19 protein-coding genes are annotated in these 23,174 nt (G+C 58.5%); 9 read left to right on the top strand and 10 right to left on the bottom strand.

Annotated elements, in window-relative coordinates; genetic code table 11:
- The first annotated feature begins 4 nt into the window (after window positions 1-4).
- Together R0J87_RS13155 and R0J87_RS13150 are read left to right on the top strand one after the other, a co-directional pair.
- Complete coding sequence (locus tag R0J87_RS13155; protein WP_404465925.1) at window positions 5-874, top strand: aldo/keto reductase; 870 nt, start codon at window positions 5-7, stop codon at window positions 872-874.
- 44 nt (window positions 875-918) lie between these two features.
- Window positions 919-1,884: a carbohydrate kinase family protein gene (locus R0J87_RS13150; protein WP_498886652.1), complete on the top strand. Its 966-nt coding sequence runs from the start codon at window positions 919-921 to the stop codon at window positions 1,882-1,884.
- A 21-nt stretch (window positions 1,885-1,905) separates the two neighbouring features.
- Here R0J87_RS13150 and R0J87_RS13145 read toward each other — a convergent pair whose 3' ends face one another.
- The 4 genes from R0J87_RS13145 to zwf form a co-directional block, all read right to left on the bottom strand.
- Window positions 1,906-3,387, bottom strand: coding sequence for a glycoside hydrolase family 32 protein (locus tag R0J87_RS13145; protein WP_498886650.1), 1,482 nt, complete (start codon window positions 3,385-3,387; stop codon window positions 1,906-1,908).
- Between the two features lie 197 nt (window positions 3,388-3,584).
- Window positions 3,585-4,247, bottom strand: coding sequence for a bifunctional 4-hydroxy-2-oxoglutarate aldolase/2-dehydro-3-deoxy-phosphogluconate aldolase (locus tag R0J87_RS13140; RefSeq protein WP_399842888.1), 663 nt, complete (start codon window positions 4,245-4,247; stop codon window positions 3,585-3,587).
- Between the two features lie 42 nt (window positions 4,248-4,289).
- Entirely contained in the window at window positions 4,290-4,955 is a 666-nt protein-coding gene (pgl, locus tag R0J87_RS13135) for a 6-phosphogluconolactonase (RefSeq protein WP_188640197.1), read from the bottom strand.
- 1 nt (window position 4,956) lies between these two features.
- Complete coding sequence (gene zwf / locus R0J87_RS13130) at window positions 4,957-6,450, bottom strand: glucose-6-phosphate dehydrogenase (RefSeq protein ID WP_404345419.1); 1,494 nt, start codon at window positions 6,448-6,450, stop codon at window positions 4,957-4,959.
- A 312-nt stretch (window positions 6,451-6,762) separates the two neighbouring features.
- Here zwf and malE point away from each other — a divergent pair, with 312 nt between their 5' ends.
- The 7 genes from malE (at window position 6,763) to trkA (ending at window position 15,302) form a co-directional block, all read left to right on the top strand.
- Window positions 6,763-7,950, top strand: coding sequence for a maltose/maltodextrin ABC transporter substrate-binding protein MalE (malE, locus tag R0J87_RS13125; protein ID WP_498886647.1), 1,188 nt, complete (start codon window positions 6,763-6,765; stop codon window positions 7,948-7,950).
- Window positions 7,951-8,012: 62 nt separating this feature from the next.
- Entirely contained in the window at window positions 8,013-9,572 is a 1,560-nt protein-coding gene (gene malF / locus R0J87_RS13120) for a maltose ABC transporter permease MalF (protein ID WP_498886645.1), read from the top strand.
- A gap of 10 nt (window positions 9,573-9,582) precedes the next feature.
- Window positions 9,583-10,473: a maltose ABC transporter permease MalG gene (malG, locus tag R0J87_RS13115; RefSeq protein ID WP_404345416.1), complete on the top strand. Its 891-nt coding sequence runs from the start codon at window positions 9,583-9,585 to the stop codon at window positions 10,471-10,473.
- Window positions 10,474-10,626: 153 nt separating this feature from the next.
- A complete protein-coding gene (locus tag R0J87_RS13110; protein WP_498886701.1) occupies window positions 10,627-12,117 on the top strand; it encodes a TrkH family potassium uptake protein in 1,491 nt (496 codons plus the stop codon).
- 11 nt (window positions 12,118-12,128) lie between these two features.
- The gene (locus R0J87_RS13105) at window positions 12,129-13,217 is read left to right on the top strand and encodes a sensor histidine kinase (protein ID WP_498886643.1); all 1,089 of its coding nucleotides are present in this window, start codon (window positions 12,129-12,131) and stop codon (window positions 13,215-13,217) included.
- A complete protein-coding gene (locus R0J87_RS13100; protein WP_404345414.1) occupies window positions 13,207-13,932 on the top strand; it encodes a response regulator in 726 nt (241 codons plus the stop codon). The genes R0J87_RS13105 and R0J87_RS13100 overlap by 11 nt, the downstream gene beginning before the upstream one ends.
- On the top strand, window positions 13,929-15,302 hold the full coding sequence (trkA, locus tag R0J87_RS13095) for a Trk system potassium transporter TrkA (RefSeq protein WP_404465914.1): 1,374 nt from the start codon (window positions 13,929-13,931) through the stop codon (window positions 15,300-15,302). Before R0J87_RS13100 ends, trkA begins: the two co-directional genes overlap by 4 nt.
- Window positions 15,303-15,342: 40 nt before the next feature.
- Here trkA and R0J87_RS13090 read toward each other — a convergent pair whose 3' ends face one another.
- From R0J87_RS13090 to malT, 6 genes are all read right to left on the bottom strand, one after another.
- Entirely contained in the window at window positions 15,343-16,080 is a 738-nt protein-coding gene (locus R0J87_RS13090) for an anti-sigma factor (protein WP_498886640.1), read from the bottom strand.
- Complete coding sequence (locus R0J87_RS13085) at window positions 16,077-16,754, bottom strand: sigma-70 family RNA polymerase sigma factor (RefSeq protein ID WP_498886638.1); 678 nt, start codon at window positions 16,752-16,754, stop codon at window positions 16,077-16,079. Before R0J87_RS13085 ends, R0J87_RS13090 begins: the two co-directional genes overlap by 4 nt.
- A gap of 72 nt (window positions 16,755-16,826) precedes the next feature.
- Entirely contained in the window at window positions 16,827-17,351 is a 525-nt protein-coding gene (locus tag R0J87_RS13080; RefSeq protein WP_399842858.1) for a DUF3455 domain-containing protein, read from the bottom strand.
- 115 nt (window positions 17,352-17,466) lie between these two features.
- Window positions 17,467-18,582: a sn-glycerol-3-phosphate ABC transporter ATP-binding protein UgpC gene (gene ugpC / locus R0J87_RS13075; protein ID WP_498886636.1), complete on the bottom strand. Its 1,116-nt coding sequence runs from the start codon at window positions 18,580-18,582 to the stop codon at window positions 17,467-17,469.
- Complete coding sequence (locus tag R0J87_RS13070; RefSeq protein WP_498886634.1) at window positions 18,570-20,261, bottom strand: alpha-glucosidase family protein; 1,692 nt, start codon at window positions 20,259-20,261, stop codon at window positions 18,570-18,572. Before R0J87_RS13070 ends, ugpC begins: the two co-directional genes overlap by 13 nt.
- A gap of 205 nt (window positions 20,262-20,466) precedes the next feature.
- Window positions 20,467-23,172 carry an HTH-type transcriptional regulator MalT gene (gene malT, locus R0J87_RS13065; protein WP_498886632.1) on the bottom strand — a complete coding sequence of 902 codons (2,706 nt, stop codon included), beginning with the start codon at window positions 23,170-23,172 and terminating at the stop codon, window positions 20,467-20,469.
- Between the last annotated feature and the right edge of the window lie 2 nt (window positions 23,173-23,174).

Raw genomic sequence — 23,174 nt, 5'->3', positions numbered from 1 at the left:
CGCCATGGCTGCTGTAACGTTCAACGTGCCGTTTGTACTCGGCATGATGCGCCTGCATGAAGCGCAAGAGATGCACCAAGCGAGCCATTTGGCCGACTGGATCGAAGCTCGCTTAGAGCAGGGTTTGCACTGGTTTGACCATGCCGACATTTATGGCAACGGAGCATGCGAAACACTGTTTGGCCAAGCGCTGCGCGCCCGCCCGGCGCTCGCCAAACGGCTGAATGTGGTGACCAAAGCCAGCATCGCCAACGACAACCCGGCACCGGGTTCCGGCAAGGTAAAGCACTACAATGCCAGCCCGGAGTACCTCAGCCGCGCCATTGACGATGCGCTAGGCCGCCTGGGCGTCGAGCGCCTGGACCACTTTCTGATTCACCGCCCGGACCTGCTGATGGATGCCGCTGCCACGGGTCGCGCGCTGGATGACGCCATTGAGGCAGGCAAAATTGGCGCGGCGGGTATTTCCAACCACCTGCCCAGCCAGTGGCGCCGGCTGCAACGCCATATGCACCACCCGCTTCAGGCCAACCAGATCGAACTCTCCATTGCCCATAGCGCGCCGCTGTTTGACGGCAGCTTTGACGACCTGGGTGCCGATGGCCATGCGCCCATGGCGTGGTCCCCGCTGGCGGGCGGCCAACTGATGCAGGGCGAGGTGAGCCGCGTATTGAACCGTTTAGCAGGCGAGCTGAACAGCACCCCCGGCGCGCTGGCGCTGGCATGGCTGCGCACCCTGCCCGGCCGCCCGGCACCGGTGGTAGGCAGCGTGAAACCAGAGCGTATCGCCGATATGCTGAACGGCCCGGAAACGCTGCCCAGAGAAGCCTGGTATGAACTGCTGGAGGCCGCCCGCGGCCACTGCGTCGCTTAGTACGCCCACTCAACATTAATGCTAATAATGACAAGGAAAGACCTATGACGCCGGTGATTGCTTTCGGTGAAGCCTTGATTGATATGCTCTCTAGCCGATTGGGCGATAACACAGGGCCGGAAACCTTTACCCCCTACGCTGGCGGCGCACCCGCCAACGTGGCGGTGGCCTGCGCACGGCTCAACGTGCCCAGCCAGTTTTTGGGCATGGTGGGTGATGATACGTTTGGGCACTTTCTAATTCGTGAGCTGAAAAGCCACGGCGTGGATACCCAGGGCGTGGTGCTCACCAAAGAGGCCCGCACGGCGCTGGCGTTTGTCTCCCGCGACAGCAGCGGCGAGCGCACCTTCGATTTCTACCGCCCACCGGCCGCCGACCTGCTCTACCGCTTGGAGCATCTGCCCCACGGCGTGTTCGAGCAGCCCGCCATCGTTCACCTGTGCAGCAACAGCCTGACAGACCCCGACATTGCCGAGACCACCCTCGCGATTGCCGCCATGGCCAAACGCGCAGGCTGCCTTGTGAGCGTGGACGCCAACCTGCGCCACAACCTATGGGCAGAGGGAGCTGCGGACACTTGGCTGGTCACCGATCTGATCGACAGCGCCGAGCTGGTGAAAGTATCTCTCGAAGAGCTGGACTACCTGCGTGGCGACCACCCACAAGACGCGTGGCTGGCCGAGCGTATGGCCGCAGGGGTGAAGGTGATTGTGATTACCGACGGCCCCAATAACGTGGTGCTCAAAGGCATCGGCATTGACCAAACCGTGACGCCGCCCAGCGTCACGGCGGTGGACACCACCGCCGGTGGCGATGCCTTTATTGGCGGCCTGCTCGCGGAGCTTTCAAGCTACGGCATTAGCGAGAGCTGGCACCAGGACAGCGCGTTTCTCACTCGCGCGGTAGACATCGCCTGCCGCTGCGGTGCCCACGCGGTCACCCGCCCCGGCGCGTATGCCGCACTGCCCACCCACGCCGATATTGAAGCCCTGCGCAGTTCGGCAGGCTAGCGCTCAGCGTCGTCGAGTTCGCTACTCGACGACGCTTTGGGTAACCCCTTCCGCCACATCCACCCGCCCGCTGACGATTTCCAGCGTAACCGGTTGACGGCGCTGATCGACAAAGCTCACCTGGGTGATGCTGCGCTGCTCGGTGGCTCCTTCGATCAACATTTCCAGCGTGCCGTAATCGCACCACCACCTCACCGTCACCGTTAACCCATCGACGCTTCCCGCCGCGTGATCACAGACAAAGTGCTCATCAAAGGCGGCCTGACCGTTACTCCCTTGACGCTCATAGTGTAGCGACGTTGTTGCTTCACCTGCGGTCAGCCATAGCCGCTGCTGATAGCCCTGCTGTAGCGATAGCGCCAGCCTCGTGCCTGCTTTAAGCGCCAGCGTCAGCTGGCCGTAAACCGCCGCGCCCTCAGGCAAGGCAATACAGTGCTCCCCTACCGTTTGCAGCGAACGAGGCGATAGGCGGCAAGGGGCGCTGAGCGATTGAACCGCTTCACAAGTGAAGCGCTGATGTAACCGCACCCCACGAGAAGTCGCACGCAAGGTAAGTTCTCGGGGCAGGCTCATGGTGCCCCGCCAGCCGGTTTCGGGGGCATGGTTGGCGTACTGCCAGTTGTTCAACCACGCAAGCGCAAGCTGCCGACCAGGCGTGTTTGACCAGCTCTGCACCGCGTAAAAATCTCGCCCTTCATCCATCATCAGCACGGTGTCGGCAGCGTTGTCATTGGTGAAACGCTGGCCGTCAAACTCGCCGATAAAGTACTGGGTAAACGAGCCAAACGGGTTATCCGGCGTTGCGCCAATGCCCACCACCAGCACCCACCGCGAGGCAGGCTCGTCCGGGCCAGCGCCTTCCACCGGCAGCTCAAACAGATCCGGACACTCCCAGGGGTGCTGAGTATGCGCGCCCTCGCCTTCGCCAAAGGCACTGGCAAACTGCCACTCCAGCAGATTATGGGAGCTATAGAAGTGAATCTCCTGCCCACAGGCCAGCGCCATCACCCAGCGCTGGCTAGGGCCATGCCAAACCACTTTAGGGTCGCGGAAATCTTTAAATCCTGGCGGCGGCAGAACCGGATTCCCCTCGTAGCGCTGCCAGGTACGGCCCTTGTCGCGGCTATACGCCAAGCACTGGGACTGTTGGTAATCTTCCGGGTCATCAGAAAGCACCCGGTGGCAGGTGTAAAACGCCAGCAGCCCTGGCTGGCCGTCAAACAGCCCCGTGACATCGTGCTCATCCACCACGGCGCTACCCGAAAAGCAGGCACCCTCCTCGTTCGGCGCCAGCGCAATGGGCAAATGCTGCCAGTGGCACAGGTCACGACTGACCGCATGCCCCCAGTGCATAGGCCCCCAGACGGTGCTGAACGGGTGGAACTGATAAAACAGATGGTACTCGCCCTCGAAAAACACCAGCCCATTGGGGTCGTTCATCCACCCCATCGGCGGGGCAAAATGCACCGCCGGGCGCTGGGGCTCAAAATCCGCTAACGTCATGCTTAAACCTTAACTTAATCGTTTAAGTTAGCGTATCACGACTGCTTATGTTCTGAACCATCCCCTTTAGGTGTAGACACAAAAAAGCCCGAGCATGGCGACATGCTCGGGCAAACGTCTTGCTCACACGACCCGACATCAGTGAGGCAAGTAACGAGAGTGCTCGGTACGGCGTTGCCTATTAGTGATGGAAACGCTTAGTGGTGGAAACGCTCTGCGGCTTGGCGGGCGAGTTCGCGGATGCCGTCCCAATCTTCGGCATCGACCATTGCTTTCGGCGTCAGCCAAGAGCCGCCTACACACATCACGTTCGGCAGTGAAAGGTAGGATTCGGCGTTATCGACCGTGATGCCGCCGGTGGGGCAGAAACGCGCTTCGGGGATCGGTGCGCCGAATGCTTTGATCGCTTTGGCACCGCCGCTGGATTCCGCGGGGAAGAACTTGAAGCGGCGATAGCCGTACTGCCAGCCGGTCATCAGCTCAGAAATAGTAGATACACCCGGCAGCATGGGCACCGTGCTCTCTACGCCGTAGCGGTAAAGCGCGTCGGTGGCACCGGGCGTAACGACGAAATCAGCGCCGACTTGCTCGGCTTGGCGATATTGCGCGGGCGTCAGCACGGTGCCTACACCAATGCTGGCACCCGGCAGCGCTTCTTTCATGCGCTTGATGGCTTCCAGGGCACAGTCGGTGCGCAGGGTAATTTCCAGCACGGTCAGGCCACCCTCAACCAAGGCGCGGCCCAGCGGTACGGCGTCTTCCAGGCGCTCGATGGTGATCACCGGGATTACTTCTGCTTTTAGGCAGATGCTGTCTAGCTCGGCGGTGCGCGTTGAGGGTAGCTGTTTATCGATGGTCATGAGTGAGTCTCCAAGCAAATTGTTATTGGCGAAAGTGTAGCGTTAGGGCGCCCAGTAGATCGCCAGCGGGCAAGATAAGAAGGCGCGGATGGGCAGTGTACGAACATCGTCACCACTCATGGCATTCGCCAATACGGCACGCTTATCGTCGCCGGTAATATGTAGAATGTGGCGCTTTGCCTGATGCAGGCGGTCCGCCGAGAAGGTAATGCGCGGCTGCGGCTGGCTGGGAGTACGCACGGCCACTAGCGGTTCATCGGTGGAAAGCGCTAGGCCCAGCTCTTGGCTATCGGGGAACAGCGACGCCGTGTGGCCATCGCCGCCCATGCCTAAAATCACCACGCTCGCTGGCCAAGCAAGCCCGGCGGTGGCTTCTGCTACCGCTGCCACGCCCTCTTCCGGCGTACCGGCGTCAGAGGTTAGCGGCACAAACGTAGCCGCGGCGGCGGGACCCTGCAGCAGGTTCTCGCGCACCAGCTTGGCGTTGCTGTCGCTGCTTTGCTCATCTACCCAGCGCTCGTCGGCCAGGGTGATATCTACCCGCGCCCACTCCAGCGGCTTTTGCGCCAGCGCCTTGAAAAACGGCACGGGCGTTGAGCCACCGGAGACCACCAGCAGCGCACGCGCTTGGTGGGAAAGATCGTCGGCCAAGGCTTGGTAAACGGCTTCTGCTAGCTGCTCGGCGAGCGCTTGTCGTGTGTTGCTCATCTTAATAATCCTCGTACCAGCTGCGGCCATCCTGGGTGATCATGGCAATAGAGGCGACCGGCCCCCAAGAGCCCGCCGGGTAACGGCGCGGCGGGGTTTCGCGTGTTTTCCAGCCGCTGATGAGCTGGTCGCACCAGCGCCACGCGTGCTCCACTTCGTCCCGGCGCACAAACAGGTACTGCTGGCCTTTCATGACTTCTAGCAGCAGTCGCTCGTAGGCATCGGGAATACGCGATTTCGGGAAGGCGCTGTTGAAATCCAGGTGCAGCGGGCCAGGGCGCAGGCGCATGCCTTTATCCAGGCCGCTATCCTTGGTGAGTACCTGAAGGGCAATGCCCTCTTCCGGCTGCAGGCGGATAATCAGCTTGTTAGAAGCGATGCCGCGCTGGTCCGGGTCGAAGATGTAGTGCGGCTGCTGACGGAAATGAATGACAATTTGCGACAGTTTTTCCGGCATCCGTTTACCGGTACGCAGGTAAAACGGCACGCCCGCCCAGCGCCAGTTGGCCACTTCGGTTTTCATGGCCACAAAGGTTTCGGTCTGGCTTTGGGTGTTGGCACCCTCTTCATCCAGGTAGCCCGGCACTGCTTGACCGTCGCTGGTGCCCGCAGTGTACTGGCCGCGCACTACGTCGCGCCCAAGCGCTTCACCGGTGAAGGGTTTCAGCGCTTTAAGCACTTTTACCTTCTCATCGCGAATGGCATCGGCATCCAGGTTGGAGGGCGGGTCCATGGCGATCAAGCACAGCAGTTGCAGCAGGTGGTTCTGCACCATATCCCGCAGCTGGCCCGCATCATCAAAGTAGCCCCAGCGGCCTTCAATACCGACTTTTTCAGCAACGGTAATCTCGACGTGGGAGATATGGTTCTGGTTCCACTGGGTGCCGAACAGCGGATTGGCAAACCGCAGGGCGATCAGGTTTTGAACCGTCTCTTTACCCAGATAGTGGTCAATGCGGTAAATGCGTGATTCGGGGAACACGGCACCAATCGCGTCGTTGATCTCTTCTGAAGAGGCCAAGTCATAACCAATCGGCTTTTCAACAATGACACGGGTGTCATCATCCAGGCTGTTGCTCGCCTGCAAATTGCGGCAGATATCGCCATAAATGCGTGCTGCGACGGATAGATACACCACCATGGGCTGCTTGGAGCCTTCCCGCCACTGGCGAATGGCGTCGTAGCCCTCTGCGGTGGCGAAGTCGAGCTTGAGATACTCTAAGCGGTTCAGGAACCGCTCCAGGCTCTCTTTATCCTGCTCGTCTTTTTTCAGGCGCTTTTGCAGCGCGCCGCTGACCAGTTGACGAAACGCGGCAGTGTCGTGCTCCTGACGCGCCAGCCCCATGATCCGCGTGCTTTCGGGCATTAAGCCTTCGCGATCAAGATGATACAGCGCAGGAAACAGCTTGCGCATAGCAAGGTCGCCTAGCGCCCCGAATAGCGCTAAATCGATCGCGTGATTGGGGTCGCCCAGCGGGGCATGTGACTGGCTCATCTCAGCTCCTATTTATAATTAGATCATCTAATGTAGTTAGATTACCTAAAATCTATCTGATGCGAGGCATTATACGCAATATTTCATGTAATTTTACTACAAAATATTGTCTACTGCCGCCCTTTCCAGACGCTGTTTGCCTACAAATTGGCCTGCTCTTCTACCTTTACTCTACGCCCCTGGGATACGCCACCCCTACTCCCCCTGAGGAGGAGGTGACCTTGCGCCGAATTAGCGACGCTGGCAGGGAACAAAGCACGTCACTCTAGAGCGTGCACGACAACAACAATGTCCAAATGAGGTATGCACATCATGGCAATGGTTCGTCCATTTTTCACGCCGCTGCTCGCCGCTGCGTTAGCAGCCACCGCAACACTCCCCGCCTTCGCCTTTGAAGATGACCGTTTAACCATCTGGATGGGTGACAATAAAGGCCAAGAAGGCATCCGTGCGGTGGCTGAACAGTTTCTCGAAGACACCGGCATTGAAGTAGAGGTTGTGTTCCCTGACAACCTGACCGACCGCTTCCAACAGGCGGCAGGCAGTGGCCAAGGCCCGGATATCGTGATTTGGGCCCACGACCGCATGGGTGAGTGGGCACAAAGCGGCCTACTCAAACCACTCGCCCCCAGCGACAGCTTCCGCGAAGCGTTCTACGACTTCACCTGGGAGGCCGCACTGTGGAATGGCGAAACCTACGGCTACCCTATTTCGGTGGAATCCCTCGGCCTGATTTACAACAAAGCGCTGGTGGAAACGCCTCCCGAAAGCTTTGCCGAGTTAATGGAACTGGACGCTACGCTGGCTCAAGAAGGCAAAAAAGCCATTTTGTTTGATTACAGCGAGCCTTATTACGGCTGGACACTGCTAGCGGCCAACGGCGGCTACCCGTTCAAACAGACCGACAGCGGTTATGACGTCAGCGATATCGGCGTCAACAATGAAGGCGCACTGCAAGGCGCGGAGCTACTGGTCGAGCTGATCGAAAGCGATGTACTCCCCCGTGGCACAGACTACAACCTGATGGATACGCGCTTTAACCAAGGCGAAGTAGCCACCATGATCAGCGGCCCTTGGGCATGGCCTAACCTGGAGCGCAGCGGCATTGATTACGGCGTGGCGCTACTGCCTAAAGTAGGCGATGAGCACGCGAAACCGATGTTTGGCGTGATGACCGCCATGATCAACTCCGCCACCCCCAATGACTTTTTGGCCATTGAGTTTTTAGAGAACTACCTGCTCAGCGAAGAGGGGATGCGCACCTTCAACAGCGACGGTTCGCTAGGCGCGGTGGCCCATATTGATTACCAAGCCGAGCTGGCGGACAACCCCAATATTGCCGCCACGCTGGAAAACGCTGAAGTAGGCATGCCGATGCCTAATATTCCTGAAATGGGAGCCTTCTGGGCCGCCATGGAGCCCGCGCTGCAGAACATTGGCAGCGGTCGCCAATCCCCCCAAGAAGCATTGGATGCCGCTGCACGGCGCATGCGTCAGTAGCCTCTATCTTTCCCCTCCCTGCCCAGCGGCATTAGCCGCTGGGCAGCTTTCAGGAAGCCATCATGTATACCACCAACGCGTCTCGTGGCCTTCCCCGCCATCGCTCTCGCCATCTTACTGAACGCTACACCCGCTGGGCCATGCGTGGCGTGATTGCTGTTTTGGTGATTGCGCTACTCTGGTTAGTCTTGGCCTTCCATTTGAACGGCCAGTGGATGTTTGCCCTGCTGTTTTTAGTGTTAGGCGGCTCGCTGGGCGTGGTGTTCACCAAACGCACGCTGATGAGCCACCGCTATATTTTCCCCGCAGTGGCAGGCCTCGGGGTCTTTGTTATTTTCCCGCTGATTTACACTTTCGGGATCAGCTTTAGTAATTACAGCTCTACCAACCTGCTTTCAGAAGAGCGGGTGCGTGGCCAGCTCATGAGCCAAACCTATCAAGCGGAAGGCAACGCTTTTGACCTAACGCTCTACCCCGAAGGCGAGCTGGTAAGGCTCTATTTGGAAAGCCCTCAGGGCCAGCGGTTTGTGTCGTCTCCGCTCAATTTTGCCAATCAGGAAAATCGCCAGATTGGCGTTCAGGCAGCCGATGCCCCGCCCGCACAGGAAGCGCTGGGCATGCGTGACATTATTCAAGCACGGGATGCCCTGCAAGGTTTGCGGCTGGTCACTCCAGACGGCAGCGAACTGCGTATGGCGGGCTTGCGCCAGTTTGCGCCCATGGTCAACCGCTATGAAGCCCGCGAGGATGGCGCGCTGTATGATCGCCGCGATGAGCGGCTGCTTACCCCCGACCCCAACATTGGCTTTTTTGTCGCGGATAACGGCGAGCAAATTACGCCCGGCTGGCCGGTGAGCGTGGGCTTTTCCAACTACACACAGATTTTCACGGACCCGGATATTCGCGGCCCGTTCATGCAAATTTTTGTGTGGACCTTCGTGTTTGCCGCCCTCACCGTGGTGTTTACCTTAGCGGTTGGCTTTGTGCTGGCCTCGCTGCTGCAGTGGGACCAGCTCAAGGGCAAGGCCGTTTACCGCACGCTGCTGATTCTGCCCTACGCGGTACCGGCGTTTATTTCGATTCTGATTTTTAAAGGCATGTTCAACCAGCACTTTGGTGAAGTGAACATGATTCTGGACACCTTGTTTGGCGTGCGCCCCGAGTGGTTTACCGACCCATGGCTTGCCCGCAGCATGCTGCTGATTGTGAATACCTGGTTAGGCTACCCCTACATGCTGCTGCTCTGCATGGGCTTGATTCAGGCCATTCCCCAGGATTTATACGAAGCCTCGGCAGTGGATGGCGGCGGCCCGCTCACCAACCTGTTCAAGATCACCCTGCCGTTGATTATCAAGCCATTAACGCCGCTACTGATTGCCGCCTTTGCGTTTAACTTCAATAACTTTGTGCTGATCGCGCTACTCACCGGCGGCAACCCGGATATTTTAGGGGCCAGCACCCCGGCGGGCACCACCGACCTGCTGGTGAGCTACACCTACCGCATAGCCTTTCAGGATGCTGGGCAGAATTTTGGCCTAGCGGCCGCAATTGCCACGCTGATTTTCCTGCTGGTGGCAGGCATGTCGCTGCTCAATTTGCGCCTTTCCAAAGTGAAGGTATAGGAGGTTACACATGGCCATGGTTCAACCCCGCTCCGTTGGCGTGCGCCGCCTAGGGGCGCACTTAGCGCTGATCGGCTTTGTATCGCTAATTGTCTTTCCGCTGCTGCTGGTAATCTCGATCTCGTTTCGGGAGGGCAACTTTGCCACCGGCAGCTTGATTCCAGAGAATTTCTCGCTGGAGCACTGGTCCCTGGCGCTGGGCATCCCCTGGGAGCGGCCAGACGGCACCATTGTGCAGCCGCCCTTTCCCGTGCTGCTGTGGCTGTGGAACTCCATCAAGGTGGCCGTGGTGTCGTCAGTGCTGATTCTGATGCTGGCCACCACCAGCGCCTATGCGTTTGCCCGCATGCGCTTCAAAGGCAAGGAGCCACTGCTCAAAGGTATGCTGATTTTTCAAATGTTCCCGGCGGTGCTGTCGCTGGTGGCGCTTTATGCGCTATTTGACCGGCTGGGGCAGTTTGTTGGCTGGCTGGGGATCAATACCCACGGCGCGCTGATTGTGGCTTCACTCGGCGCAGTGGCACTGCATATCTGGACAATTAAGGGCTATTTCGAATCCATCGACGGCTCGCTTGAGGAGGCTGCCATGGTGGATGGCGCCAGCACTTGGCAAGCGTTTCGCTACATTCTGCTGCCGCTCTCTATCCCGATCTTAATGGTGGTGTTCATTCTGGCGTTTGTGATGAGCATTATGGAGTACCCCATGGCCTCGGTGCTTCTAGTGGACGAACACAAGCTGACCCTCGCCGTGGGTGCCCAGCAGTACCTAGCCGACCACAACCAGCGCTGGGGTAACTTCGCCGCTGCCGCCGTTCTCTCAGGCTTACCGATTACCGTGGCGTTTTTGATCTGCCAACGCTGGATTATTGGCGGTTTAACTGCAGGGGGTGTGAAGGGTTAAAAGAGTGCATCGCTAGACTGTTTCCTCGCTTGAGCGGCTTGCTCATTCCCGGCGCCTGAGAAATCTACGCCGGGTTTTATTTTTTACGGACTTTTTATGCAGGTGCATGATGTTATAGACCATGCTTAAAGCAAATGAACGATGAGTATGGCAATGCACACTACCAACCCCTGGTTTTATCGCAGCAAAGAGCTCTACCGCCACTGGGCACCGGTGTTTAAGATTTTGTCGGTGCTGTGGCTTATTCTAGCGCTGTTTATGGCGGTGCCTTGGGCGGTGCTACTGATTGAACGAGACCCCGACGCCCAGGCGTTTAGCCTGTCTATTATGATCGTGCTCGCCTGTGTGGCGACAACGCTACTGCTCACTTACCGTGCATCGCTTGAGCTTAAGCCGTGGCAAATGTTTATTCTCACGGCAGGCAGTTGGACCAGCATTAGCTGCTTTGCCAGCCTGCCGCTGATTCTTGGCGCGCCGCAGCTAACGTTCACCAACGCCGTGTTTGAATCCGTATCGGCGATCACCACCACGGGCTCAACCGTGCTGGTGGGCATTGAGAACCTCTCAGACGGCTTAAAGCTATGGCGCGGCTTGATGCAGTGGTTGGGGGGCATCGGCATCATCGTGATGGGCATTGCCATTCTGCCGTTTTTGAAAGTGGGCGGCATGCGCCTCTTTCATACCGAGTCTTCTGACTGGTCGGATAAGGTCATGCCTCGCACCGGCGGCATTGCCAAAGCCACGCTGTCTATTTATGTCACTCTTTCCCTGGCAGCGATGCTCAGTTACTGGCTGGGTGGCATGCTGCCGTTAGACGCCATCGTGCATGGGATGACCTCACTGGCGACCGGTGGCTTTGCCAATTCTGATGCATCGTTTGGAGCATATTCCGAACAGCCGTGGCTGCTATGGATGGGCAGCTTTTTTATGCTCAGCGGCGCGCTGCCGTTCGTACTCTATATTCGCTTTATCCGCTCTTCCCGCAGCGCATTATGGAAAGACCAACAGGTACGCGGGCTGCTTAAACTGCTGCTGGCGGCCATTGTGATACTAAGCGCTTGGCGGGTATTTCAAGGCGACAACTGGTTTGTCTCACTCACCCACGTCACCTTTAACGTTGTTTCAGTGGTTACTACCACTGGCTACGCATCAGACGACTATACGCTGTGGGGCACGCTACCGATTGCCGCTTTTTTCTACCTCACTTTTATCGGCGGCTGTAGCGGCTCTACCAGCGGCGGTATGAAGATATTCCGCTTTCAAATCGCCATGCTGATTCTACGCAACCAGCTGCGCTACCTGATCCACGCGAACGGTATTTTTAACACCCGCTATAACCAGCAGCCGGTCACTAGCGATATCTCCCGCAGCGTCGTGGCTTTTTCGTTCTTCTTTTTTATTACCATTGCCGTGCTTGCATTGGGTTTAGCGGCGCTCGGTTTAGATTTGGTTACCGCGCTGACCGGTGCGGCCACGGCCGTGGCCAACGTAGGCCCAGGCCTTGGCGATACCATTGGCCCGGCTGGCAACTTCGCCAGCCTGCCCGATGCCGCCAAATGGCTGCTATGTGTGGGTATGTTGATGGGCCGCCTGGAAATTTTAACCGTGGTCGTCCTCATGACACCGATGTTTTGGCGGCGCTAACGGTGAACAACATGCGCGTATTTCGTCTTCCCAACCGGCGCGAGTTAGCTTTAGTGTTCGGCACTAGCAGTGTGGCTCTGCTGGCTGCTTGGTGGCTACATACCTGGCTCGCGCTGGCCAATTTATCGCTGATTTTTTTAACAGCCGTGCTTGCCTGTGCCGTTCTGGCCAGCAGTCATGCGGCCTTTATCAGTGCGCTGGTGAACTTTGTGGTGTTTAACGTTGGCTTTACCGAGCCGTACTTTTCTTTGGCAGTGTCTGAGCGGGAGCAGTTGGTCACGCTCCTGTTCTTTTTATTAATCGCGCTGGTCGTGGGTCATATTGCAGGCGTTAGCCGCGAGCGAATGCTGGCACTTAATGCCTCTCGGTTGGCAGAGGAGCAGGAGCGGCTGCGCTCTGCCCTGCTCGCGTCGGTGTCTCACGATCTACGTACGCCGCTTGCATCGATTATTGGTGCCGCCAGCTCCCTGCGCACGTTAGATGCCCAGCTAAGCCAACAGGATCGCTTTGAACTGCTTGACGGCGTCCTTCATGAAAGCGAGCGACTGAACCGTTACATTCAAAACTTGCTGGACATGACACGACTAGGCCACGGCGAATTGGCGATTGAGCGGGACTGGATCAGCGTCGACGATTTGGTAGCGTCAGCACGGCGTCGTTTAACCGGCGCGCTGGCCGATATTAACGTGCGTCAAGCATGGGATGGCGAGCTGCCGCTCTTGAATGTTCACCCCGCCCTGATTGAGCAAGCACTGGTCAACGTACTGGAAAACGCGGCGCGGTTTTCTCCTCCTAACGGAGTGATCACCATTGCCGCTGCTACCGATCCTCTCCATAGCACGCTCACACTCACCGTCACCGATGAAGGGCCCGGAATACCACCCGCCATGCGTGAACAGGTATTTGAGATGTTTTTCACAGGTAATGAGGGTGACCGTAGCCTGCACGGTACTGGGCTGGGGCTCGCTATTTGCCGTGGAATGCTGGGCGCCCATGGCGGAACGGTAACTGCTGTTGAAGGGCCCAACGGGCAAGGAACTCACATTATTATGCGGCTGCCACTCTCGACCCCCACCCAGGAGCCGAGCGATGACGCCTAAGCCCGCACGCATACTGATCGTTGATGATGAGCCCGCGATTCGGCAGTTTTTACGCATTAGCTTAGCGTCGCAAGGCTTTCGTATCAGCGAAGCCAGCACCGGGTATGCCGCGATCCACACCGTACGTGAGATGTTAACGGCTGATCCTATCGATCTGATTTTGCTGGATCTGGGACTGCCCGATATTGATGGGCAGCAGGTACTCAGCACGCTGCGCCAGCAGGTCAGCATACCGATCATTATTGTCTCGGTGCGCGGCCAAGAAGTGGAGAAGGTGCGCGCATTGGATAACGGCGCCAACGACTACGTCACTAAACCGTTTGGCATTCAGGAGCTGCTGGCCCGTATTCGCGCTCTGCTGCGCCAGCATCCGCCCGCTATCACCAAACCGCGTTATCAGTATGGCGCGTTAACCGTTGATATCGCGGCCCATCAAGTGACATTACACGGTGCGACGATTCATTTAACCCGCAAAGAGTTTGCGGTACTGCACCAGCTTATTAACCAGGCTGGCCGAATCGTGACGCAAACCCATTTGCTGCGCACGATCTGGGGGCCAAGCCATCAAGAAGACACCCACTATTTACGCATCGTCATCAGCAAGCTGCGCCAGAAATTGGGCGATGACCCACAGGCCCCTAGCCTGCTGCAAACCGAGCCGGGGATTGGCTATCGGCTTTGCGTTGAGTTCGACCGTGAGGACATAAACGAATGAAAATTATCATTCTTGGCGCCGGCCAAGTGGGCGCAACGCTGGCCGAACACCTCGCCCGTGAGGAGAACGACATCACCGTCGTCGATACCGACGGCGCAAAACTGCGTGAACTGCACACCAAGCTGGATATCCGCACGGTGACCGGCGCGGGCTCCTACCCTATTGTGCTGCGCCAAGCAGGCTGTGAAGACGCCGACATGCTAATCGCGGTGACCAACACCGACGAGATCAACATGATCGCCTGTCAGGTGGCCCACACGCTGTTTCGCACCCCAACCAAAATCGCCCGCGTGCGCTCCACCGCCTACCTGACCCGCAAGGGCCTGTTTGCCCACGAAGCCATTCCTATCGACGTGCTGATCAGCCCCGAGCAGGTGGTCACCGACCATGTGCGCCGCTTGATCGAACACCCCGGCGCGCTACAGGTGCTGGAGTTTGCCGGGGGTTTAGTGCAGCTGGTGGCGGTGAAAGCCTTCTACGGCGGCCCGCTGGTGGGTCAGGATCTGGCGTTTTTGGGCAAGCATATGCCTAACGTGGAAACCCGCGTGGCGGCGATTTACCGCCGCAACCGGCCGATCATTCCCCGTGGCGATACGGTGATTGAAGCCGATGACGAGGTGTTTTTCCTGGCCGCCCGGCGGGATATCCGCGCCGTAATGAGCGAGATGCGCAAGGTCGAGCGGGATTTTCGCCGGGTAGTGATTGCCGGGGGCGGCAATATCGGCGAGCGGCTGGCGGAGCACTTAGAGCACAGCCATCAGGTGAAGATCATCGAGCACAGCCTGGAGCGCTGCACCACGCTTTCCGAGCGGCTGGATCGCACCGTGGTGCTCCACGGCAGCGCCACCAGCAAGCGGCTGCTGGAAGAGGAGAATATCGAAGACTGCGATATCTTCTGCGCGCTGACAAACGACGACGAGGTGAACATCATGTCGTCGCTGCTCGCCAAGCGGTTGGGGGCGAAGAAGGTACTTACGCTGATCAACAACGCGGCCTACGTGGATTTGGTGCAGGGCGGCGACATTGATATCGCCATTTCCCCTCAGCAGGCCACCATCGGCAGCCTACTCACCCACGTGCGCCGGGGCGATATCGTCAATGTTCACTCCCTGCGTCGGGGCGCGGCGGAGGCCATCGAGGCCATCGCTCACGGCGATAAGCAGTCGTCAAAAGTGGTGGGCCGTACGATTGCCGAGATCGACCTGCCCGAAGGCACCACTATCGGTGCCATCGTACGCGGTAAAGAAGTGCTCATCGCCCATGGTGACGTGCGGGTGGAAAGCGGCGACCACGTGATTCTGTTTGTGATCGACAAACGACGCATTCGCGACGTGGAGCGTCTATTCCAAGTCGGGTTGAGCTTCTTTTAACAGAGGCTGTCAATAAACATCGCCACCAGGGGTGGCGATGTTAGATTTCGACCGCGCGGCCAATAAACTCAATAGGGCCGGTGGGCAGCCCGGTGGGCGAGCCAGCATCATCTTCCAGCGTCAGCTCGAATAGCTGGTTATCCTCAAGCGGCGGCAACTGATCCAAACGCAGGCGCAGCGGTTGCCCTGGCTCGACGAGCCCCAGCGAGACAGGCGCTTGCCAATCATCGGCCTTGGTCCAGAACTCCAGCGCTTTGCCCTCGGGCACTTCAAACGTGCCCAAAGGAATCAACTGAATCTCCTGGCGATTCGCGGCCTGTACCACCCACCCCGCCGACTGAGTTTGCGGCGCTAACAGCACCACCATGTACTCAGGTGTTGAGGGTCCGGTGACCACGTTCGTCAGCATCACGCTCATTGCCAATACAGCAGCGAAACTGACTCCCGCCACCCCACGCCAAAACGGCAGGCTGTGCGCCAAGCGACGACGCGGCACATGGGAGCTCGGCGTGCGATGAGGTATTGGTCGCGAGGCGCTCGCAGACGATGCCTTCAGGCTGCGCTCGATGCGCGGCCAGAGATAATCGGAGGGCGTGACCGGCTCCACCATCGCGGTATAGGGAAAGAAGCGCTCTTCCCAAGCCGCCACCGCTTTTTGCAGTTCAAGGTCGTCGGCTAAGCGCGCCTCAAAAGCCTCACGCTCGGCCATGGGCAGCGTGCCTAGCACGTACTCCCCGGCTAGGGCATGAAGGTCATCGGGTTCGTTTGAAGGGCTCATGCCATACACTCCCGTAAGCGAAGTAGGCTGCGCTTAATCCAGGCTTTTACGGTACCCAGCGGCGCGCCCGTGTGCGCCGCAATCTCTGCATGGGACAAACCATCTACATAAGCATGCAGCACGCAGTTACGGCGTTCGGTTTCCAACTGCTGCAAACACTCATCCATCCGCTGGCCGGTTTGCCAATCGAAGGCGTCCGTCACCCGTGACGCCTGTTGAAAGGTGTCGTCGTCATCGAGTTCGTGGGGGTCATTCAGGTCGACACTCACTTCGCGGTCACGGCCGCGGATGGCATTCAGCGCTAGGTGGCGGGCAATACTGAAGATCCAGGTACGGGCCGCCCCTTTTTGAGGGTCGAAGCTGTCCGCGCGCTGCCAAATATTCAGGCAGGCATCGTGAACAATATCTTCCGCCATGCCTCGGTCTTTCACTATGCGCAAAACAACGCCAAGCAGCTTGGCACCTTCGTATTGATAAAGCTGTTGTAGCGCTGCGTGCTCCCCCCGGGCGCAGCGGGCGAGCGCATCAGCGTAATCAAATTCTTGAGTGGGCCTTACGTGGCCGTTCTCGGTGCTAATGGTGTTAGCCTTACCTGTTTCAGACATATCGCGTTCAGACACATCTTCACTCCCTGGTAACGCGCCGATATCGGTCGTCGCACTGCCAGTTAGCATAGCGGCTAGGGAGCCTTGATACGAGTCCCTAGCCTTACTGAACTTAATAAAGTTTAGTCAGTGTTTGAACGCTTAGTTAGCGGTCCAGAAGATATAGTCGGCTTGATAGGTAACGACCGCAGTGGCACCGTCGTGACCATCGTCACAGGCAACATCAGGGGCAACGCCACCTTGGGTGTTCAGGCGCTGGATGTAGCTAACACCGCTCATGGCGCCTTCGCCTTCAGCTGGGTTGGCTTCAACAAGCTGCAGCGGAATGTTGCCATCGCCATTCGGCGCCACGGCGAGCTGAGTGCCGGTAATTTTAGAACCATCCAGGGCTTCCCAGGTGGCGGGCGGGCCGTAGTAGCTGCCTACTTGGGTGCCTTCGCTATCGTTCAGCGCAGCGTGCGGGCCTTTGAATACCCAGCCCATGGTGCCGTCTTCTTTGGCTTCACACATGTAGGTAATAGCGCCAACGCCCACAGTTTCGAGAGCGACGGTGTTGCCGTCCGGTACTTGGACTTCGGCAGGCGTCATGTCAGCCAGCGCGACGTGACTGAAGGATGCAATCAAGGTAGCGGCGAGAGTAGCACGCGTCATATGTTGGATGGTCATTTCAGTCTCCTTGGGTTTTGTATCAACCGCTTTAAATAGCGGCTGTATAGGGGATACACACAAGGAGACCGATTGGATGCACTCTTTTTAAAAAAAAGTTTAATTATTTAAAAAATTATCGGCTTACCCCATCCACCGTGACTTGGCGTGGGCAGGCGTTGCCGTTAGTGTCAAACAGATGGCAGCGCTGCCCTGCCAACCCCAGATGTGACGCTTGCCCTTCTTCAAGCCGGGTTAAACCATCCAGGCGTTGGGTTAAAGGCGCTTCAATGCCCTTTACCTGCCAGTGGGCCAGAGTTTCATAGCCCAACTTTTCAGCCACCATCAGGGTTGCACTCAGCGTTGCATCCGCTTGCTCAGCCGCTACAAAGTCTTCGGCCCGCAGCCCCAGCGTGGCGCTATCGCCTGCCTGAAGCTGCTGGCCATTCACCGCCACCGCCAGCGTTTCACCGCTATGCAGGCGCACCACGGTTTGGCGCTCGCCGGGGTCGACCACCGTCACCGGCAGCGTATTAATACGCGGCGAGCCGATAAACTCCGCCACCTCAAGGGTATTGGGAAAGTGATACAGCGATAGCGGCGCGCCTACCTGGGCAATACGCCCCTTTGAAAGCAGTACGATGCGATCCGCCAGGGTCATCGCCTCGATCTGATCGTGGGTGACATAAATCATGGTGGCGTTTAAGCGCTTATGCAGCGCGGCGATCTGTACCCGCATATCCACGCGCAGCGCGGCATCCAAATTGGAAAGCGGCTCGTCGAACAGAAATACAGCGGGCTCTTTCACCAGCGTGCGGCCAATGGCCACCCGCTGGCGCTGGCCGCCGGAGAGGTCTTTGGGCTTGCGCTCCAGAAGCTCGGTGAGGTGCAGCATCTCGGCAGCGTGCTGCACGCGGCGGCGAATTTCCGCTTTGTCGGTGCGCGCCAGCTTCAGGCCAAAGGCCATGTTCTCGGCCACGCTCATATGCGGATAGAGAGCGTAGGATTGGAACACCATGCCGATGTCCCGCTCTTGCGGCGGAATCTCGTTGATCCGCTGACCATCGAGCTGCATATCCCCAGTGGTGATGTCCTCCAAGCCCGCGATCATGCGTAGCAGCGTGGATTTTCCGCAGCCAGAGGGGCCAACAAACACCACGAACTCGCCGTCTTCAATGGTGAGGTCGATATCCCGTGAAATCTCAACACCGTCAAAAGATTTACCAATACCGGTCAGAGTTAAACGTCCCATGGCGCATCCTCCTGTGCTTGCGGGCAACGGGCAATGGCCACCCCAAACGGCGGCAGTGTCAGCGTACCTGCCTGCCACTCACCGTTTAACCACGCAGGCGCATCGTCGAGTGCTTCAGCACCCTCGGGAGCTGTGCGAGTAACGGTTTGATCGCTAAAGTTGAGTGCTACCAACAAGCGCGTTTGCTGATAGGTGCGTTCAAAACAGAGCACCTCGTCGCGTACCGGATGGTAGCGCACGTCGCCTTTAACCAGCGCAGTCTGGGTGCGGCGAAACGCTAGAAAAGCACGGTAAGCGTTAAGCAGCGAATCGGCATCCTGCTCTTGCTGGTCCACCGCCAAACTTACGTGTGAATCGGGTACCGGCAGCCAAGGCGTTGCGCGGCTAAAGCCTGCATGGCGGGCATCTGCTTGCCAGGGGTGCGGGGTGCGGCAGCCATCACGGCCTTTATAGGCGGGCCAAAAGGTAATGCCTGCCGGGTCGACGAGCTGCTCGAAGGTCAGCTGCGCCTCGGGCAGGCCCAGCTCTTCGCCTTGATAGAGGCATACGCTGCCCCGCTGGCTGAGCAAAAACACCATATAAAGACGCAGCTTATCGAGCTGCCCTTCCGCCTGCCAGCGGGTTGCCAGCCGCGTCACGTCGTGGTTTCCCAGCGCCCAGCAGGGCCAGCCGTCGCCAATGCGCGCTTCCATTTCGGTAAGCGTTTCGTGCAGGTAGCCGGGGTCGGCTTTATCGGTCAGCAGGTTAAACGAGTAGCACATGTGCAGGCGCTTGCCGCCCTGTGAGTACTCCGCCATCACGCCGAGCGCATCGTCGTCGCCCACTTCGCCCACGCTGGTGGTGCCGGGGTACTCATCCAGCAGTGCCCGCAGCCGCTCTAGAAACAGCAGGTTCTCCGGCTGGGTTTTATCGTATTGGTGAAGCTGATAACCGTAGGGGTTGTCGGGGCGAACGCCCAGGAAGCTCTCGGTGATTTCCTGACGCGGCGGGTTATCTTTCAACTCACCATGGGTACAGAAGTTCACTGCATCCAGCCGGAAGCCATCGACGCCGCGCTCTAACCAAAAGCGCACTTCTTCCAGCATGGCTTCTACCACCGCTGGGGTGCGGAAGTTGAGGTCCGGCTGGCTGGCCAAGAAGTTATGCAGATAGTACTGGCAGCGGCGGGTATCCCACTGCCAGGCGCTGCCACCAAATACTGACTGCCAGTTGGTGGGCGGCGCGCCGTCGGGCTTGGGGTCGGCCCACACGTACCAGTCGGCTTTGGGGTTATCGCGGCTTTGGCGGCTCTCCTCAAACCAGGCGTGCTGGTCTGAGGAGTGAGACATCACCTGATCAATCGTTACCTTCAGCCCTCGCGCATGGGCCGCTTCGACTAGGCGGTCGAAGTCTTCCAGCGTACCGAACATCGGGTCTACATCGCGGTAGTTGCTGATGTCGTAGCCAAAATCTTTCATCGGCGAGGTGAAAAACGGCGAGAGCCAAATCGCATCGACGTTCAGCGAGGCGATGTAATCGAGCTTCTCGATCACCCCTTTTAAATCGCCAACGCCTTCACCGGTGCCATCGCTGTGGCTGTCCATAAAACTACGGGGATAAATCTGGTAAATCACGGCCCCGCGCCACCAGTCGGCCCCTTGGCTGCCGATGTAGTGAGAAGTAGACGGTGTCTGCATCATAGTGAGTCCTTATCCTTATTATTGCCGACGGTTTTATAAACGATGGTTTTATAAACGATGATTGGCATGATGCAGGCTGAGGGGAGAGATAAAATCCTCCCCCGGGGGGAGCGTTAGGCGTAGACGCGAGGAGGAGGTGTCAGAAAGCAGTCACGAGACGGCCAAGCGCCGTATGGCTTTCCTTGCAAGAACTACCTTTTAAGAACTACTCCCCCTGTATATGTGCCAACAGCTGGCCGGCCAAGGCAATCGCTTCATCCCGGCGGCGGATGTTCTGCTTTTGGTAGAGGCTACGAATATGGGTCTTGATCGTGGTCGGAGCCACCGAGAGCTGCTCGGCGATCTGCTCATTAGAGAGCCCGGCGTGAATCAACCCAAGGATTTGCCATTCGCGGCGGGTCAGCGGTGACGTGCGAATAAGCTCAGGAACATCCGTCCGTGCAACGATATCGGCAATCACCGTTTCATCCAGCATAAGGCGTCGGGCGCTGCCAAAATCTTTTTGTCGTCCAACAAGCGTTAGCAGCCGTTCAGCTCTTGCATGCTCTAAGGCTGGCAACGAGCCGCTAGCGATAAGCCCGGTCAGCAACTCCCTTAACGGTTTACCCAAACGTAAAAAACTGCCGACCATCGCGGTGCGCGACGCCAAGCTGAGCGCTTGCTGCACATGATGGCTGGCGGCATCAGCGCCGCCTTGGTGCCAGGCCGCTGCCGCTAAACACAGCTGATTACGGTTGGCATCGGTGACTAACCCCAAGCGCTGGGTATGTACCTCCAGCGCTTCTAGCAGCGTGCGTGCTTCATCAAAATGGCCCAACAGCGTTAGCGCCCGGGCGTGGTTACGCACATTGCATTGGGAGAAATGGTTGGTCGCCCCCTCGGTGATCGGGGCTGGTGCTTCCTGACGCCAGCGCTCCACCGCTTCTAAGTCTTGGGTAGTGTGCCACCAGGAAAGCAGCGTGGCATGGGCATTGGCGACCCAGTCAATATGGTAATCGCCTTCAGCCAGGATTTTACGCAGCCGCCGAATATGGTCGGCACACTGGGCCTGGTCGCCACGGCTCTGGGCGATTTTGGCCAGCTGAATGTGGCACTGTAGCGTCCAGCGCTCGCCCTGGTTATCCAGTACGGCAATGCCTTTTAGCGCGGCCTGCTCGGCCTCGTCCAGACGGTGCCACTCCCAAAGCAGTTGGCTGCGAATCCGGTAGAGGAACTCTGCGACGGGCAAGTGCTCAAGCTCGGCGCGCTCTAAGTGGGCGAAGGCACGCTCCTGAATATCGTAGGCGGCCTGCAAGCGTCCTTGAGCCACTAGCGTCTCCGACTGGTGGCAAAACGACCACAGCAGCAGTTGATGGTCATCACGCTGTCGGGCCTGGCGCTCCACTTCGCGCACCCGCTGCAGCGACTCCTCTAAATAGCCCAGCACAAAGCGCGCCTCGCTCAGGATGGCGGTCGCTGTGAGTGGCGTAGAGGCCAAATAGCGGGCGGGCACGGCAAGTGCCTGTTCGGCGAGCGGAGCAGCGAGTTCAGCGTTGCCTTGATTGATCGCCAGCTGCGCTCTCAGTGTGGCAAACTCCGCCCTCAATACTTGCCAGTCAGGCACCTCCAGCTGTGCTTCGATCCAGCTAATAACCCGCGCGGTGATATCAAACTGAAACTGAGCATGAGACACCCAGCCATACAGCAGCGCAAGCTCTGGGCGTTGTGAAATCTGTGGTTCTCCTTGCAGCGCGAGGCCTTGGGCCAAGAGCGCGTAGGCACCGCTTGCCAACAGCGCAGGCCCTTGCGATACCAGCAGGCTAGCCACATCGTCGGGCGTTTCGGCAAGAATGGCTTGGCGCAGCGCCATCACTGGGTCGTTAAGCGCCAGCCATGCCTGACTGGCGCGCTGGTGGAGCGTGCGCTGGGTAGCAAGGCTAAGCTCGTGACGTCGATGGCGCAGGTACTCGCCAAACAATCGCTGAAAGCGGTACCACTGGGCGTGGGGGTCGGGGCGCTCAATAAACAGCCCCGCCTGTTCAAAGGCCTCAAACCGCTGGGTCAGGCGCTCACCTTCTAGTAAGCGCGCCATTAGCTCCGGCGAGAACCGCTCTAATACCCCCAGCTGCAGCAGCAGTTCACGCTCATCGGGTGGCAGCGCCTGGGCAAGCAGTTCATCAAACCAAGCCACAAAATCAGGGTGAGCGCCGTTTAATCGCTCAACCAGCGCATCGAAGCCTGCCCGGGTCGTCGTGCGCTCTACCAGCCAGTTAAGCGCCATTACCCAACCGCCGCTTCTGCGCAGCGCCCGCTCAAGGCTTACCCGCGTAGGCGGGAAACTGAGCTGTTCCGCACACAGGGTGTGTGCCTCTTCGCTATCAAACGCCAACGCACTTAGGTCGATCTCTTCAAGCTCGCCGCGCAACCGCAGGCTGGCAAGCCCCAAGGCGGGTCGTGAACGGCTGGTAAGCGTTAACGTGAGCCAAGCGGGCTGGTGGCGCAGCCAACAGGCAAGCCCGGCTAAAATATCGGGATGTGTCAGGTGTTCAAATTCATCGAGCACTAGGCGACATGAGGCGTGCTGTTCGGGGAGCTCGCTTAGCCAGCGCTCTAGCTGATCAACGCACCCGGTTTCTTCAACCGCTGGCGACAGCGGCGTATGTTCGTCTAACAGCGCATTGATGGCGGCTTGCCAGTAGTTTAGGAAGCGAGCGGGCTGATTATCGCGCGGGTCCAAGCAAAGCCAGGCGGCCTCTTGCTCCAGGGCGGGTAGTCGTTCAGCCAGCAGCGTGGTCTTGCCATAGCCCGAAGGTGCCTGCACCACTAACAAACGCACCCGCTCGTTTAAAGCGAAATAGTCATTCAGACGCGGCCTTGCCACCACACTCAGCGGCAGTGGCGGTGCTTTTAACTTTTCTTGAAGCAGCGGCATGG

The sequence above is a fragment of the Halomonas sp. SIMBA_159 genome, assembly GCF_046536035.1.
Taxonomy (GTDB): domain Bacteria; phylum Pseudomonadota; class Gammaproteobacteria; order Pseudomonadales; family Halomonadaceae; genus Vreelandella; species Vreelandella venusta_A.
This window is presented reverse-complemented; position numbering and strand designations above follow the sequence as displayed.